This window comes from Mediterranea sp. ET5, from assembly GCF_023337025.1.
GTDB lineage: Bacteria > Bacteroidota > Bacteroidia > Bacteroidales > Bacteroidaceae > Phocaeicola_A.
The window spans coordinates 58,804-74,157 of record NZ_JAMBLN010000022.1 but is presented as its reverse complement, the minus strand read 5'-3'; the positions used below and the strand labels follow the sequence as shown (position 1 = coordinate 74,157).

General features: G+C 55.4%; 9 protein-coding genes. 2 read left to right on the top strand and 7 right to left on the bottom strand.

Annotated features, from left to right (window positions below; genetic code table 11):
* Positions 1-1,725 precede the first annotated feature (1,725 nt).
* Together M3087_RS12375 and M3087_RS12370 are read left to right on the top strand one after the other, a co-directional pair.
* Positions 1,726-4,809 carry a SusC/RagA family TonB-linked outer membrane protein gene (locus M3087_RS12375; protein ID WP_249096192.1) on the top strand — a complete coding sequence of 1,028 codons (3,084 nt, stop codon included), beginning with the start codon at positions 1,726-1,728 and terminating at the stop codon, positions 4,807-4,809.
* A 6-nt stretch (positions 4,810-4,815) separates the two neighbouring features.
* Positions 4,816-6,783: a RagB/SusD family nutrient uptake outer membrane protein gene (locus M3087_RS12370; RefSeq protein WP_249096191.1), complete on the top strand. Its 1,968-nt coding sequence runs from the start codon at positions 4,816-4,818 to the stop codon at positions 6,781-6,783.
* 103 nt (positions 6,784-6,886) lie between these two features.
* Here M3087_RS12370 and M3087_RS12365 read toward each other — a convergent pair whose 3' ends face one another.
* From M3087_RS12365 to folP, 7 genes are all read right to left on the bottom strand, one after another.
* Positions 6,887-8,197 carry a UDP-N-acetylmuramoyl-tripeptide--D-alanyl-D-alanine ligase gene (locus tag M3087_RS12365; RefSeq protein ID WP_249096190.1) on the bottom strand — a complete coding sequence of 437 codons (1,311 nt, stop codon included), beginning with the start codon at positions 8,195-8,197 and terminating at the stop codon, positions 6,887-6,889.
* Positions 8,198-8,303: 106 nt separating this feature from the next.
* Positions 8,304-9,791 (bottom strand): MBOAT family O-acyltransferase, encoded by a 1,488-nt coding sequence (locus M3087_RS12360; protein WP_106625642.1) that lies wholly within the window; start codon positions 9,789-9,791, stop codon positions 8,304-8,306.
* Complete coding sequence (locus M3087_RS12355) at positions 9,772-10,707, bottom strand: GDSL-type esterase/lipase family protein (RefSeq protein ID WP_249096189.1); 936 nt, start codon at positions 10,705-10,707, stop codon at positions 9,772-9,774. The genes M3087_RS12360 and M3087_RS12355 overlap by 20 nt, the downstream gene beginning before the upstream one ends.
* A complete protein-coding gene (locus M3087_RS12350; protein WP_249096188.1) occupies positions 10,697-12,061 on the bottom strand; it encodes an SGNH/GDSL hydrolase family protein in 1,365 nt (454 codons plus the stop codon). Before M3087_RS12350 ends, M3087_RS12355 begins: the two co-directional genes overlap by 11 nt.
* 960 nt (positions 12,062-13,021) lie before the next feature.
* Positions 13,022-13,588 carry an isochorismatase family protein gene (locus M3087_RS12345; RefSeq protein WP_022384069.1) on the bottom strand — a complete coding sequence of 189 codons (567 nt, stop codon included), beginning with the start codon at positions 13,586-13,588 and terminating at the stop codon, positions 13,022-13,024.
* A gap of 33 nt (positions 13,589-13,621) precedes the next feature.
* Positions 13,622-14,389: a diadenylate cyclase CdaA gene (gene cdaA / locus M3087_RS12340; protein ID WP_022384068.1), complete on the bottom strand. Its 768-nt coding sequence runs from the start codon at positions 14,387-14,389 to the stop codon at positions 13,622-13,624.
* 14 nt (positions 14,390-14,403) lie between these two features.
* Positions 14,404-15,276: a dihydropteroate synthase gene (gene folP, locus M3087_RS12335; protein WP_249096187.1), complete on the bottom strand. Its 873-nt coding sequence runs from the start codon at positions 15,274-15,276 to the stop codon at positions 14,404-14,406.
* Between the last annotated feature and the right edge of the window lie 78 nt (positions 15,277-15,354).

The window sequence follows — 15,354 nt, the reverse complement described above, 5'->3', positions numbered from 1 at the left end:
CCTTAAACCATCAGCAGAGCTCTTGTACTACTTGTCTGTTTGTTGCATTCTTTTCAAGTATCTAACGCTTTGCAGCGGCTTTCCTTATCGAAAGCGGATGCAAAGGTAGAGCTTTTGCATATACGCTCCAAACATTCTACGCACTTTTTTTGAATATTTTTTGAGGTATTATTCTAAAGGTTTCATTCACAGATATGTTTTACAACATGTTTTTCGGGGATTGTTACGGGGATGTGACGGGAAAACGGGCGGAGAATGGTGGATTGGGATGGAGAGAACAGGGTGTTTGTTTGCGTTTGTTTACATTTTAAAAGGGAATTACAGAATTGACGGATATGGGAGATACATATAATAATGTAGGGGCGACCGATGCCGACATCTATTATATGATGGGATGAATCATCCATTATTGGACCAACCGTTATTGGACCGGGCGACCAGACCGGTCGCCCCTACATTCGTGTGGTGGACGTTATTGAATTGCGTTTTGACAAAATGTCAAACGAAGGGGTCTACAATGCTCTTCCTCGCACCAAAATACGATTTGGTGGATTCGGAGGGCCTTCTCGGGCGATTCGCAAAATACAGATTGATGCAGACAGGGGTATTGGAACAACATTCCGGAGGGTGTTGGGAACGGATGGGTGTCCTTTTTCTGTTTTCGGTTCCTAATGGTTCCCTTTTTATTACCTTCCGATTTGTTGACAGCACCCTTCTTCTAGAGAATGAAACTCACTTCTTTTTACTTCCATTCTCCAAAGATTTGACTTCCGGGCGCGAAACAATTGTGTTTGGCAGGTGAAACTATATTGTTTGACGCGGCAAACTATATTGTTTGGCTCGCGAAACAATATTGTTCCGGGCACGTTTTGTCTGTTTTTCGAAAACGAAATGTATAGTTTTCTAAAATGAAGGGCTTTTTTCGGGCATTCCGTTTGCAATCATTCACCTTTCGTCTCCAGATTACCGGATTTTCGAAAAGGACGAGTTAGCGAGAAAGGAGGATTTTGATGTTTCTGTATGGTGAAGAGGCTAAAAGCATGGCAAAACGACAGATGATAGGACGGGCGTCCGCTAAAAACAGGGAAAGAGGAGAAAAGGGATGACGAGAAACGAATCTCGCGAAGGATCATTCAGGATTTTTCAACTTTCATCCGCTAAAAGGAACCTTCAGAAAACGAACTAAGATGGGCACAAAAATATATACAATGCACTACCGTCAGCAGAAGACAAGACTTCCGTCCGATAAAAAACACAGCAGAGGAAAGGAAGGAGACAGCTGCTGCCTGAAAACAGAAAAGGAGCTCGGAAGACCTCACAGGATGCTTTTCGTATGAATATACAATAAGTCCAAAGAAAGCGAAGCGGCATTCCACAGATGCACGATTCGGGTCCTACATATTATGAGACAAGGAGGAAGGATGCGTCGGATAAACCGATAATAAAAACGCTAAAATCGTGTGTATCATTTCGACAAGAAGGGGTAGCTGCTGAGTAATGTTGCAAATTCCAACGTGAAAAAAGGCTGCAAAAAGTAAACAAAAATGTTTGGATACATCGGGGAAACTTGCCAATATTGCAACCAGGATAGAAAAGAGACAAGAGCTTTCAAACCTATTGAGCCCAGAATTAAAAGAAAAAATCCCTACACATACGAAAGCAACCAGTCTTCTTTTCCATCCTCGACAAGTAACTAATTATTTAACAACCTAAACAACCATTTCAATGAAAAATGCCATGAATTTAAAGGCAGTGGGTCTGCTGGTACTGTTCAGCCTCATTTCTCTGTGGACCTATGCACAGAGTCTGACCGTGAAGGGCGTTGTCAAAGATTCCAATGGTGAAAGCATCATTGGTGCCAACGTCCTCGAAAAAGGTACGACAAACGGGACAATCACGGATCTGGACGGCAACTTTACACTGAAAGTGTCCGGGAAAGACGCCATCCTGCAGGTGTCTTTCGTCGGGTTCCGCTCAGAGGAAATGCCCGTCGGTGGAAAAACAACCTTCAACATCACCTTGCAGGAAGATTCCAAAGCGCTGGAAGAGGTCGTCGTCATCGGTTATGGTAGCGCACGCCGCAGCGACGTGACCGGCTCCATCGCCTCGGTGGACGGTGACAAGCTGCGCGAGATGCTGGCAACCAACGTGACGTACGCCTTGCAGAACCGGGTAGCGGGTGTCGACATGGCACAGACGTCCTCGGCTCCGGGAGCTTCGATGCAGATACGTATCCGTGGTACGCGTTCGCTGAATGCGAGCAACGACCCGCTGATCGTGCTGGACGGAATCCCGTTCATGGGCAACCTGTCGGACATCAACCCGAGCGACATCAAGAGCCTGGACATCCTGAAGGATGCTTCGTCGACAGCTATTTACGGTTCACGCGGTGCGAACGGTGTCATCATCATCACGACCCACAAGGGCACGCAGGGAACGCCTGCCAAGTTCACGTACAACGGCTATGTGGGCATGAAGAAGGTGTTCTCCAAGTACCCGATGATGCACGGACAGAAGTTTGCCGAGATGCGCAAGATGGCGGGCAAGTTCGAGAATTCCGTCGACGAGTCGGATGACACGGACACGGACTGGCAGGACCTGATGTTCCGCAACGGTTATGTCAACAGCCACGACATCAGTGTTGCCGGTGGTACCCAACGTGGAGGATACAGCTTCGGTGCTGCCTACTACAAGGACCAGGGCGTAATCCCGACACAGAACTATACGCGTTACTCCGTCCGGGGCTCGTTTGACCAGGGTGTGGGCGAGTATTTCCGTTTCGGACTCGTCAGCAATACCAACTACAACGTGACGAAGGGACAGAACATCGGACTCTACGGGGTGCTGGCTGCCACGCCGCTCACCAATCCGTACAACGAAGACGGAAGCTTGAAGCGGACGGTGAAATACAACAGCCAGGACGAGGCATTCGTCCTGACACGGAGCGTCGTGGAGGGTCTGTCTGACAGTTGGATTAACCGGACGGAAGGGTTCGGTACCTACAACAACCTCTTCGGAGAGGTCAAGTTCCCGGGAAAGGGCGCATGGGAAGGCCTCAAGTATCGCATCAACATTGGACTGAACTACCGTTCGAGCAAGAACGGAACCTTCACCGGAGAAGGGGTCAACAGCACCACGGCAGACACCCCGTCGACGGCTTCACTCGAACATAAGGAGACTACCAACTGGACCGTGGAGAACCTTCTGACCTACGACCACACCTTCGGCAAACATCAGCTGAACGTGGTGGGCATGTATTCAGCGGAACAGACCGTCTACACCGTTTCGCACATTGCCGGACGTGACATTCCTGCCGAGTATTTCCAGTTCTACAACATCGGACGTGCCGAGAGCACCATCACCGTTGACCCTTCCAAGTGGGACTACCAGAAGAGCGGACTGATGTCGTGGATGGGACGTGTGATGTACACCTACGACAACCGTTACATGCTGATGGCGACCGTACGTGCCGACGCATCCTCCCGCCTGGCAAAAGGTCACCAATGGCACACCTATCCGGCAGTCTCCGCAGGATGGAACATCCGTCAGGAGGAATTCATGGACAACGTGAAGTGGCTCGATGCCCTGAAACTCCGCGTCGGCTACGGACAGACCTCCAACCAGGCAGTCGACCCCTACAAGACCTGGGGACGGCTTGCCACCCGTCCGTACAACTTCGGTCCTACGGGCTATGCCACCGGCAAGTTCGTGTCGGAACTGCCGAACGCCGAGCTGGGTTGGGAGTACTCCTCGACCTGGAACTTCGGTCTGGACTTCACCCTGTTGGGCGGCAGACTGTCGGGAACATTGGAATACTATATCCAGAACACCACCGACCTGCTGCAGAGCGTCAGCCTGCCTTCCACCTCCGGCGTGGAACGCTACATGGCAAACGTGGGCAAGACCCGCAACCGCGGTGTCGAACTGACATTGAACGGCATCATCCTGGAGAACCGCAACGGCTGGTCATGGGATGCCAGCCTCAACCTCTCGGCAAACCGGAACAAGCTGACGTCCCTCGCTTCGGGGGCTGACCGGGACGAGCCCAACAACTGGTTCGTCGGTTATCCCATCGACTGTATCTATGACTACGAGAAGGTCGGTCTGTGGAACAGCGACGACCCCGACTTCCAATATCTCAACATCCTGGAGCCGGGCGGCAACGAAGGTATGATTAAGGTGAAATACACCGGCGAGCGTGACGAGACGGGCAAGCCGCTGCGTGCCATCGGACCTGCCGATCGCCAAATCATCAGCATGGAACCCAAGTTCCAGGGCGGATTCAGCACACGCGTCTCCTACAAGGACTTCGACCTGAACATCATCACCGCCTTCCGTTACGGCGGCAAGCTCATCAGCACGCTGCACCACTCCAGCGGTTACCTGAACATGCTCTCCGGACGTCGCGGACAAGTCGACGTAGACTACTGGACGCCTGAGAACAAGAACGCCAACTATCCCAAGCCCGGCGGTATCAACAGCAGCGACAACCCGAAATACGGCAGCACGCTGGGACTCTTCGACGCCTCCTACTGGAAGGTGCGCAACATCACGCTGGGCTACAACTTCGACCATCAGAAGTGGGTAGAGCGCATCGGTCTCCAGAGCCTGCGTGCCTACCTGTCGGTACAGAACCCGTTCGTCATCTGCTCTCCCTTCCACAAGGAGACCGGACTTGACCCGGAAACCAATTCGTACGGCGACGAGAACGTGGCAGTGACCGGTGCCATCCAACACCGTTTCCTGACTGTGGGTACCAACTCACCGTCGACCCGCAACTTCTTATTCGGTATTAACTTAACATTCTAACGAAGCATGACAATGAAAAGCATATCCATCCCCGCCCGTCTGTTGGGAACGGCATTCCTTGCCCTCTCACTGACGACCTCCTGCTCGGACATCCTCGACGAGCAACCGCGCAGCACCTACGACCCGTCGTTCTTCAAGACGGAGAAGGGTGTCGAGGGAGGCATCACCTCCATGTATGCCCACCTGCGCTACATCTACGGACAAGCCTACTACTACAACTCCTGCCAGACCGGTACGGACGAAGCTACCTATGGCTTCAGTGCCGACGGCAACTTCAAGGACGCCGACCTCTCGGGCGTCGGCAACCTGACGGCATCGACCAGCCGGAGCGATGCCTTGTGGGGAACTGCCTTCTCCAACATCAACACGGCCAACGGCGTCATCGAGAACGGCGCTTCCGTGGGCATCTCCGAAGCATTGGTTTCGGAGGCACGCTTCTTCCGCGCCTTCGACTACTTCCTGCTCGTGCAGACCTTCGGCGGTGTGCCTCTTGATATGGGAGCCGGTGAACTGAAGTTCAACATCAACCCCAACCGCGTCTCGGTGCGGAACACCGTGCCCGAGGTCTACACGAAAGCCATCTTCCCGGACCTGCTGAAAGCGGTCGAGAACCTGCCTGAACAGCCACGCGTGAAAGGCGGCGTCACCAAGACCGTCGCACGGCTCTACCTCTCGAAGGCGTACCTGACTTATGCCTGGTGGCTGAAGAACCCCAACCAGATACCGACCTATCCGGAGTGTCCGCGTACAGACCCCGACGGACACGATGCCGCCTGGTATTTCCAGCAGGCGTATGATGTGGCGGTGAAGGCTATCGAGAACCCCGGTCCCTTCGGCTTGCAGGAGAGCTTCTGGCAGGTCAATGCCGGACCGAACGACCGCAACAACGAAATCCTCCTTTATGCCGACCACACGCAGGAGGACGAGTACTACAACGGCGGAAGCCTCAGCTACGGCAGCGGCGGTGCACCCGACAACTTCGCCGGCTGGATGGTGAACTGGAACTACACCGACGCACGTTCATCCGACGGCAAGTCCGTGCTCATCCGTACTGCCGAACAAAGCTACGGTCGTCCGTGGAACCGCATGGCACCGCCCCAGGGAGTCTTCACCCATACCTTTGCCGACAAGACGCACGACTCGCGCTTCGACGGAACGTTTACCACCGTCTACCGCGGCAACTGGTCGACGAACGGGAAGACCTGGGAGTCAGTCCCCAATGCCAACGGCATGCAGGTGAAAGAGCGGGAACCTATCTTCTCGTTCGTAGCTGAAGACATGGACAAGGTAAACTATTCGGAAGAGGCAGCCAAGCAGAACAACCTGGGTGCAGGGACACTGCCGGGACGTGCCGACTGGGTATTGGGACTGGACAAGGTCAGCCGCTATGCCTATCCGGGACTGTGGAAACTCGGTCCGTACCGCACCGACAACGGTTCGGGACCTGGACAACCGAACGCCGGAAGTACCCGTCCGTATAACATCGCCAAGTTCTCCGAACTCTACCTGCTGGCAGCCGAGGCTGCCGTCGAGGGAGCCCGGACACAAGCCGGGAAGACTGCCCGTGACCTGGTGAATGTGCTCCGTGCACGTGCCGGACGGTGGACGTACAGCAACGCGGAATACAAGGAGGTCGACCGTGACTTCAGTGCCGAGATGGTGGCAGCAACCCCGGCGACCATCGACATCAACTACATCCTCAACGAGCGCAGCCGCGAGTTCTTCGGTGAAGGCTACCGCTGGTTCGACCTGGTGCGTACGCAGAAGTGGAACGAGTATGCCGACACCTATACCATCTGCGGCAAACTGCCCGAACAGGGATACAACATCAAGACGGACCACACGCCGAAGACGCATCAGCGCACCATCAAGCCCTTCCACTACCTCCGCCCCATTCCGCAAGGACAGCTGGACGGCATGGAGATGAGTGCCGATGAGAAGAAGGCCTACCAGAACCCGGGCTATCGTGACTAAGCCTGTCTGAGGGACAACAGCCCTGCTGATACAGCAAGAGGGTGCATCAAAGTGAGCCGACGGCTCTCCCTTGATGCACCCTCTTTATATAGGTATGCGTTGGTTACAAGTAAGGAACGACGGAAGCCAGCTTCATGCTGTTCGAGCCCTTGATCAAGACGTAATAGCCGGACAGGGGTTCCTGTTTCAATGCCTCGATGACCTCGTCCGCCGTACGGAAGAAGCGTGCTTTGGGAGGAACAGCGTCGGCAAACTCCTCACCGACCAGCCACACCCGGTCGAAGCCGTCGGCCGATACAGCCTCTGCCACCGCCCGGTGTTCCTGGGCACTGTACTCGCCCAGTTCCTTCATGGCACCCAGGATGACCATCTTCGGTGATACGGTCATCTGACGGAAGTTGTCCAGCGCGGCTGCCATGCTTGTCGGGTTGGCGTTGTAGGCGTCGATAATCAGGTGGTTGTGCGCCGTCTGCTCCAGCTGGGAACGATTGTTGCTCGGCACATAGGCCTCCAAGGCTGCATCGATACGGTCGGACGGCACACCGAAGTAGCGTCCGATGGTGACGGCAGCCAGCAGGTTGTCCACATTGTATGCCCCGATGAGGTGGGTGGCAACGTGATGCCACTCCTCTCCCCCGCTCTGCCAGCGGAAGTGCAGGAAGGGGGAGCACTCCACCACTTCACCGCAGACGGCAGGTTGCTGTCCGTCGGTCTGCGGACGTCCGTAGCGCACTGACTTCAGTCCGTCGGCGATACGCGCCAGGTAGGGATTGTCGTTATGCAGGAAGATGACCGACTGCGGACGCATCCGCAGGAAATCATACAGCTCGCCCTTCGTGCGGATGACCCCTTCGAAGGAGCCGAAGCCTTGCAGGTGGGCCTTCCCGACGTTGGTGATGATGCCATAGTCCGGCTCGACGATGTTCACCAGTTCCCGGATGTCACCCGGATGGTTCGCCCCCATCTCCACCACAGCCAGTTCGTCGTCTGCCGTGAGACGGAGCAAGGTCAGCGGCACACCAATCTGGTTATTCAGGTTGCCCTGCGTGTAGAGCACACGGAAACGTTGCATCAGCACGTGGGCAATCAGTTCCTTGGTCGTGGTCTTGCCGTTCGTGCCTGTAATGCCGATGATGCGTGTGCCCAACTGACGGCGGTGGTAGTTCGCCAGCTGCTGGAGGGTGGAGAGCACATCGTCCACCAGGATAAGCCGTCCGTCGGCAGCATCGGCATAAGCCGGATTGTCAATCACGGCATAGGCACAGCCCTGTTCCAAGGCAGACTTGGCAAAGGCGTTGCCGTCGAACGAAGCGCCTTTGAGGGCAAAAAACAGACTCCCCTCCGGGCAGTGACGGCTGTCGGTCGTCACCTGCGGATGGGAGCGGAATATTTCATAAAGCGATACGAGGTCCATAATGACTTGGTTCTTGAATTCGGGCGCAAACTTACGCAAATTCATGATACGACGGTGCGCAAACCGGACAAAGTGCAAGAAGAATCTGCACGGCGTCCGCCTTCCGTCAGAACTGGAAGTAGATGAACGGCTGGATGTCGCTCGTCTTCACCTGGATGACCACATAGATGATGAGGATGAGCAGGAGCGCCTGTGCCACGAGCGGCAGACGGATGACACCGCGCTGGCATGCCTCCTCCCAACGGTCGGGCAGGAAATGGAGCACAAAGCCGACTGCCATGAAGGCAAACACCATCTTGTAGCCGTCCACGAGTTGACCAAAGAGCTGGGGCTGGAAGTTGGCTACAATCTGGTGAATCATCGTCCACGAGGCTTCAAAGGTGCTGTTGCGGAAGAATATCCAGCAGAGGCACACGAGGTGGAACGTCAGCAGGATGCCCAGAACTCGTCGGATGCCCCGGCTCTGGTAGTGCTTGTCGCGTCCGAGCAGGCTTCGCCAGAACTTATGGAGCGCCAGTGCAATGCCGTGGATGGCACCCCAGAACACGAAGTTCCACGATGCGCCGTGCCACAGTCCGCCCAGCAGCATGGTCATGAAGAGGTTGAAGTAGGTGCGCAGCTTCCCGCGGCGGTTGCCTCCCATCGAGATGTAGAGGTAGTCACGCAACCAGGTCGACAGCGAGATGTGCCAGCGGTGCCAGAACTCCGTGATGGACGAAGCCTTGTAGGGCGAACGGAAGTTGAGCGGGAAATGAAAGCCCAGCAACAGGGCCAGACCGATAGCCATGTCGCTGTAGCCCGAGAAGTCGCAGTAGATTTGCAGGGCATAGCCATAGACACCGAAGAGGTTCTCGATGCCCGAATACAAGCCGGGGTTGTCGAAGATGCGCTCCACGAAGTTCACGCTGATGTAGTCCGAGAGGATGGCCTTCTTGAACAGACCGGCAGCGATGAAGTAGACACCGCGTCCGAACATCTCGGGGGTCACCACTACCGGACGGCGTATCTGAGGAATGAAGTCACGGGCACGGACGATGGGGCCTGCCACCAGCTGCGGGAAGAAGGACACGAAGAAGGCATAGTCGAGCGGATTGCGCAACGCCTTCAGCTCGCCCCGATAGACGTCGAGCGTATAGCTCAGCGACTGGAAGGTGAAGAACGAGATGCCCACCGGAAGGAAGATGTCGAGGGCATGGAACTGACCGCCCCACAACGGAGCCAGCATCTCGTAGAAGAAGTTGGTGTACTTGAAGTAGCACAGCAGTCCCAGGTTGATGCACAGACTGGTGATGAGCAGGGCGCGGCGTGCCCCCTTGCGTTCCGTCCGTTCCATGAGCCGTGCCAGCGTGAAGTCGCTCAGCGTGACCACTGCCAGCAGGAAGAAGTAGGTCCCGCTGCTCTTGTAGTAGAAATAGTAGGAGAAGAGCACCACAAACAGCAGGCGCAGGGTCGTGGTCTTCTTCAACAGCAGATAGACCAGGCTGAAGCCCAGGAAGAGGAACAGGAAGAGTCCGCTGCTGAAAATCATCGGTTGCTGCGCGTCGTAAGTCAGCACGTCGCACAGACGGTTCATATCAATTTGCCACATAGTCATTGAATGCTTTTAAGAGGGCTTCGCCCAATAGGTTTCCTTGAATGGTATAGCCTTGATGGGTGAAGTGCACTTGGTCACGCTGCATCAGGCGGTTGGTTCTCCAGTTGGCACACGCGCTGCGTGCCCCTCCTGCCAGGTTGTACAGGTCCCACACGGGCAGGTCGCGTGCTTCGGCAAACTCCAGGATGGTGTCCACCGCCTTTGCCGTCCGCGGGTTGATGATACGCCGGCGACGGCTGGCACGGACGTAGGAACCGGGTGGAGTGGTCAGCATCACCTCCGCATCGGGCACATAGTGACGGAGCAGGGTGAGCAGGGCATCCATCTGTGCATAGTGCTCCACGGGGTCGTAACGCCGGTTGTGGCTCTCGTTCGTGCCGAACGACAGGATGACGAGGTCGGGCATGAGCGAGGCTACCTTGTCCATCTGTTCCGTGTTGCAGAACTCGGCAGCGGTGGCGCCGTTGATGCCGATGGCGTGATAGACCAGTCCCGGTGCCCCGGTCTCACGGGCGAGGGCAGTCGTCTGGTAGGTGATGGCATCGGGATGGACCGCCTGGCTGCCCCATGCCGCTTCGAGTGTATGGCGTGCAGCCACGGAGAACACGTGTCCCCGCACATGCGAATCGCCCAGCTGAACGATGCGCACAGGCTCCGTCCCCTGACAGAGCTTCTCGAAGAAGGGTGAAAGTTGTTCGGCGCGGAGGATGCAGTTCGTCCCGGCATTGCGGAACGTCCGGGGCAGTGAATTGCCGACCGTCACCGTGTCATGCAGGGGAACCGTCCCGTGCTGCACGTGGAGGACGGGATTCCGCAACGTGTCCTGCGGTGACAGACGGTCGGGAATCCGGTCCTGTGCTGTCGCCCCCACGGCACAGCCCAGCAGGAGGAGCCACAGCCACAGTCTACTGTTCATTCTCGTATGCCTTCCGTTTGTCATATTGTTCTTTCCCATAAATCAAAGTCTCGTAGAGTTGTTTTGCCAGCACCTTTCCGCCGTGGAAGTTGATGTGCGTATAATCCAGGTTTGCCTGGGCAGGCTTTGCCTGGACCATCCGACGGATACTGCCCTCGCCTCCCATGGCATCATAGAGGTTCCAGAACGCCACACCTGCCTTGGCGGCGATGGTCTGCTGGTAGCGGATGAGGTTCTTCACACCGGGCATCGTGCGCAGGTTGCCCTCCTCGTCCTTGTGCTCGCGGTCTCCCACACCGACGACGAGGATGCCTGCCTGCGGGAATGCCTCCTTCAGGTGCTCGATGACGGTCAGCATGCCGCGTTCGTAGCCGTCGTAGTTGCTGCCTCGCGGCGTAGCGACGTTCAGTCCGAACTGCAGCACGATGAGGTCATAGGGACGGTAGGCGTTGAACTGTCTCAGGCGGCTCATGGGGATGCTGCGCATGGTCAGTCCGCTGCTGCTGCGCACCCCGAAGTTGTCGACGACAATGCCCGTCCGTCCGTCCATGGCAAAGCCGTAGAAGGTTGCCGTGTCGGCACGGTTCACGGTCCAGCGGACCCGCTTGATGTTGCCGGTGCAGTCGAGTTTCTGCAGACGTCCGTTGCCCTCGACCGTCCGGGGTTCTCCATCCACCCCGTTGACCGTGGTGGTGAGGGTCACGGGACCCTTGTTCTCAAAGAAGATGGTCGCCACCTCGCAACTGTCGAGTCGTCCGCGGCTCACCTTCGGGGTCTGTGCCTCCACGTACGCCCCTTCACGGGGAATGAAGTAGTGTCCGGAGAGTCCCAGCCGGGCAGGGTCATAGCCCAGCGAGTCGAGTATACCGCGCGTGCGCCATCCGCCGAAGTTGTGACGGACGGTCTGACGGAAGCCGTGCGTGTTGGACGTGATGTCGACAAAGCCTACCCCGCAACCACCGTAACGTGCCTGCAACAGGTCGCGCAGGTCGCCCGTCAGGATATCCGCCTCGATGAACGAGTCGCCGAAGTAAGCGATGCGCACAGGACGTTGGCTGACGTGGGACAAGGCTTCATAAAAGGGCTTCATGCCCCGTTGGGTAGAATCGGCATAGTCCTCGATGCAGGTCAGTCCGGTCTTGCAGGTATCCACAAAAGCCGGTTTGACGGGAGGAGGCAGAGGGACTGTGTCGAGCAACTCGGGTTCCGGTTCCTTGACTTCCACGTCAGAGAGCAGGTTGACCCGACGGAGGGTGTAGCCGTTGATGGTGATGGTTGGCAGGAAATGCAGCCCCAGCAGGGCGACCACCACCAGCAATGTCAAGATAAACGTACGTGAGAGATAATTCTTCATTGTTTGCAATTTGAGGTGCAAAGTTACGTGTTCACGGTGGAGTAGCACAGCTTTCCCGTCTGTTTTTTCGCGCATCGGAGCAAGAAGACGTGCCCGACACCCTGTTTTCAGCCGTCGGTAATACGGAATGCATCGCCCGGACATTTGCATTTGACCGTGCAAACACAAGCCTTTGATACGGCAAACATAAGTGTTTGATATACCAAAGTATTATACTTAGCCTATCAAAGTATTATACTTAGCTATGTCAAACTACTATGTTTGCCAGGTCAAACACCTGTGTTTGGTGTGTCAAACTAATGTGTTTCATCCGTCGGACGGCTGTATTTGCCGGGGCAAAGTCCGGACTACGGGAGGAACAGCGAGGTTTGTAAACACACAGAATCCGGCTATAAGACAGACTTATAACCGGATTCTGCTTCCACCCGCACAAAAGCCTGTGCGGCGTATATCCGAACTCAATATCTTAATCCGATGGACAGGTAGGCACCTCCATAGTTGGCAACGCCTTTGGTACGTGAATCGAGGAACCTGTATCCCAACTCAACGACCGGGGAGAATTTCCCGGCATTCATGTATTATGCCAACGATGCGTCGTACGTGGTTCGCTTCCAGTCGGGATTAGCCAGACTTCCCAAGGCCTTTGCACGCACCAACACTTCTTCATACGATTAAGTTTAGGAATTAACAGCTGAAAATTTTACGATTTATCTGTAATCTCCAAGCTGAAGGCTATATTCTTTTCTTATTCCCCATCAAATAATGTTATATCGTAACCTGTCAAGCGTAAAACAACGGAATCCATAAGCATAAAAATCCCCGCACGCCTTTTCCTCGGAGGAGGAGCGGGACGGTGCGGGGACGTCGTGATTCTAACTACTGCTTGTCTTTATCGGATTTCCTTGATAACCTCCACCAGGCGGGTGAAGTCCTGCGAGTAGACATCGCCGATGTGTACTGTCATCGGCTACATGACAAGCCGGACTGTGTGACCATAGCATCAAGGGCTTTTCCTCCGTCCAATGAAGGAGCAAAACGTTGCAGCACATTGAACAAGTCTTTGCCCAGCATCTCCATACCATCCCGGAGCGTGTTTAGCACACAGATATCCCCGGCAAGCCCGCAAATGTCAATCCTGTCTATCCCCTCTCGTTTCACAATATCCTGGATAGCCTTTCCTGCCTCAACGTTCTTGAAGATGGAATATTCCTCAACCAACGGCTCTTGCCCTTTATACAGGAATGTCACTTCGCCTTGTGTGAGATATAAAGGCTCTATCAGAGGTTGCCAGATGGAAGCTCCGGCAGTATCATGTATGCAGTGTTGCGGCCAATCGCCGCCAAAAGGCTTGAAGGAACAATGGTTGAAAGGATGACGATCTGCGGTGATGATTTTATGTGAATAACATCCGTTGTTGTCACGGATATAATCAGCCAACTCAGTCATTGCCTGTTCTGCGTTAGGGACAGGCAATGTACCGGTTATGAAATCAATCTGAGGGTCTATGATAAGCAGTAGTTTGTTCATAGGATTATGAGTTAGTTTTTAACAGGCGGCTTTTCAGTTCAGCTCACGGGTGAGGAAGCTCTCCAGCTCCTCGGCGGACAGACGCAGGTGGAACTCGCCCTTGAACGCGATGGAGATGCCACCCGTCTCCTCCGACACGATGACAGCCAGTGCGTCCGTCTGCTGGGAAACTCCCAGGGCGGCACGATGGCGCAAGCCCAACTTCTTGGGGATGTCGAGGCTGTGCGATACCGGGAGGATGCAACCGGCTGCGGTGATGCGTTTGTGGCAGATAATCATGGCACCGTCGTGGAGCGGACTGTTCTTGAAGAAGATATTCTCGATGAGACGCTGGTTCAGGTTGGCATCGATGGTGTCGCCCGTATGGATGATGTCGTTGAGGGGGATGTTGCGCTCGAACACCATGAGTGCACCGACCTTCTGCTTGCTCATGTTCATGCACGCCATGACGATGGGCATGATGTCGGAGTGTTCCACCTTCTCCTTCTTGCCTCCCGTGAGCAGACGGAACAGGCGGCTGACCTTCTCATGGGAACCCAGCATCTGGAGGAAGTGGCGCACGTCGTCCTGGAACAGGATGATGAGGGCGATGGCTCCCACCTTGACCAACTGGTCGAAGATGGCTCCCAGCAGACGCATCTCCAGCACCTGCGCCACCAACAGCCACAGCAGGATGAAGATAAGGACGCCTGTGAAAATCTTTACCGAGCCTGACTCTTTCATGAACTTGTAGGCGTAGTAAAGCAGGAGGGCTACCGAGAGAATGTCGATGATGTCTTTTATTTCAATGGAGAATATCATGGGTTAAGATACTTTTATCGGGTAAATGGTTCGGGGGCGGAAAGGGCGGACTGCCGCATCGCTTCCACCAGACGTACGGCCTCGACGGCTGCCTTGACGTCGTGCACACGCAGGATGTGTGCCCCCTTCATCAGGGCGATGGTGTTCAGGACGGTCGTCCCGTTGAGGGCGTCGGCAGGTGTTCCGTCCAGCAGCTTATATATCATGGACTTCCGCGAGATGCCTACCAGCAGGGGCAGGTCAAACGTACGCACGAACTCCTCCAGGTGTGCCATCAGCTCGTAGTTGTGCTCCAGCGTCTTGCCGAAGCCGAAGCCGGGGTCGAGGATGAGGTCGTTCACTCCCATGTCGTGCAGACGGTGGATGCGTTCGGCAAAGTAGACGAACACCTCACGCATCAGGCAGTCGTAGTGGGGGGCGTGCTGCATGGTCTGCGGCGTACCCTGCATGTGCATCATGATGTAGGGCACCTGCAGGCGGGCGACCGTGTCGAACATCCGCTCGTCCATGGCTCCGGCAGCAATGTCGTTGATGATGCCGACTCCATAGTCGCCGACGCAGCGTTCTGCCACATCCGCCCGGAAGGTGTCGACCGAAACGATGGCATCGGGGCACTCCTCACGCACGATGCGCAGTCCGCGGTGCAGCCGTTCCATCTCTTCCTCTGCCGTGATGTGTGCGGCATCCGAACGGGATGAATAGGCACCGATGTCGATGATGGAGGCGCCTTCCTCCACAATCTGACGGCAACGGAGCCGGATTTCGTCTTCAGTCTGCTTGCGACTGCCTGCATAGAAAGAATCGGGGGTCACATTGAGGATTCCCATTACCCGGGGAACGGACAGGTCAAAGAGCGTCCCGTGTATGTTGAGCGAATAGTTCTTCATAAATCCGTAGGTTTACATCGGCAAAAGTACACACAATAATTGATACCCGAACGCTTCATGCCCCGAAAGTTGCTCCCG

Bases quoted from the DNA above. Each gene is read 5' to 3' on its own strand.
- M3087_RS12375 (WP_249096192.1), top strand. From the start codon at position 1,726: ATGAAAAATGCCATGAATTTAAAGGCAGTGGGTCTGCTGGTACTGTTC.
- M3087_RS12370 (WP_249096191.1), top strand. From the start codon at position 4,816: ATGACAATGAAAAGCATATCCATCCCCGCCCGTCTGTTGGGAACGGCA.
- M3087_RS12365 (WP_249096190.1), bottom strand. From the start codon at position 8,197: ATGGACCTCGTATCGCTTTATGAAATATTCCGCTCCCATCCGCAGGTG.
- M3087_RS12360 (WP_106625642.1), bottom strand. From the start codon at position 9,791: ATGACTATGTGGCAAATTGATATGAACCGTCTGTGCGACGTGCTGACT.
- M3087_RS12355 (WP_249096189.1), bottom strand. From the start codon at position 10,707: ATGAACAGTAGACTGTGGCTGTGGCTCCTCCTGCTGGGCTGTGCCGTG.
- M3087_RS12350 (WP_249096188.1), bottom strand. From the start codon at position 12,061: ATGAAGAATTATCTCTCACGTACGTTTATCTTGACATTGCTGGTGGTG.
- M3087_RS12345 (WP_022384069.1), bottom strand. From the start codon at position 13,588: ATGAACAAACTACTGCTTATCATAGACCCTCAGATTGATTTCATAACC.
- cdaA (WP_022384068.1), bottom strand. From the start codon at position 14,389: ATGATATTCTCCATTGAAATAAAAGACATCATCGACATTCTCTCGGTA.
- folP (WP_249096187.1), bottom strand. From the start codon at position 15,276: ATGAAGAACTATTCGCTCAACATACACGGGACGCTCTTTGACCTGTCC.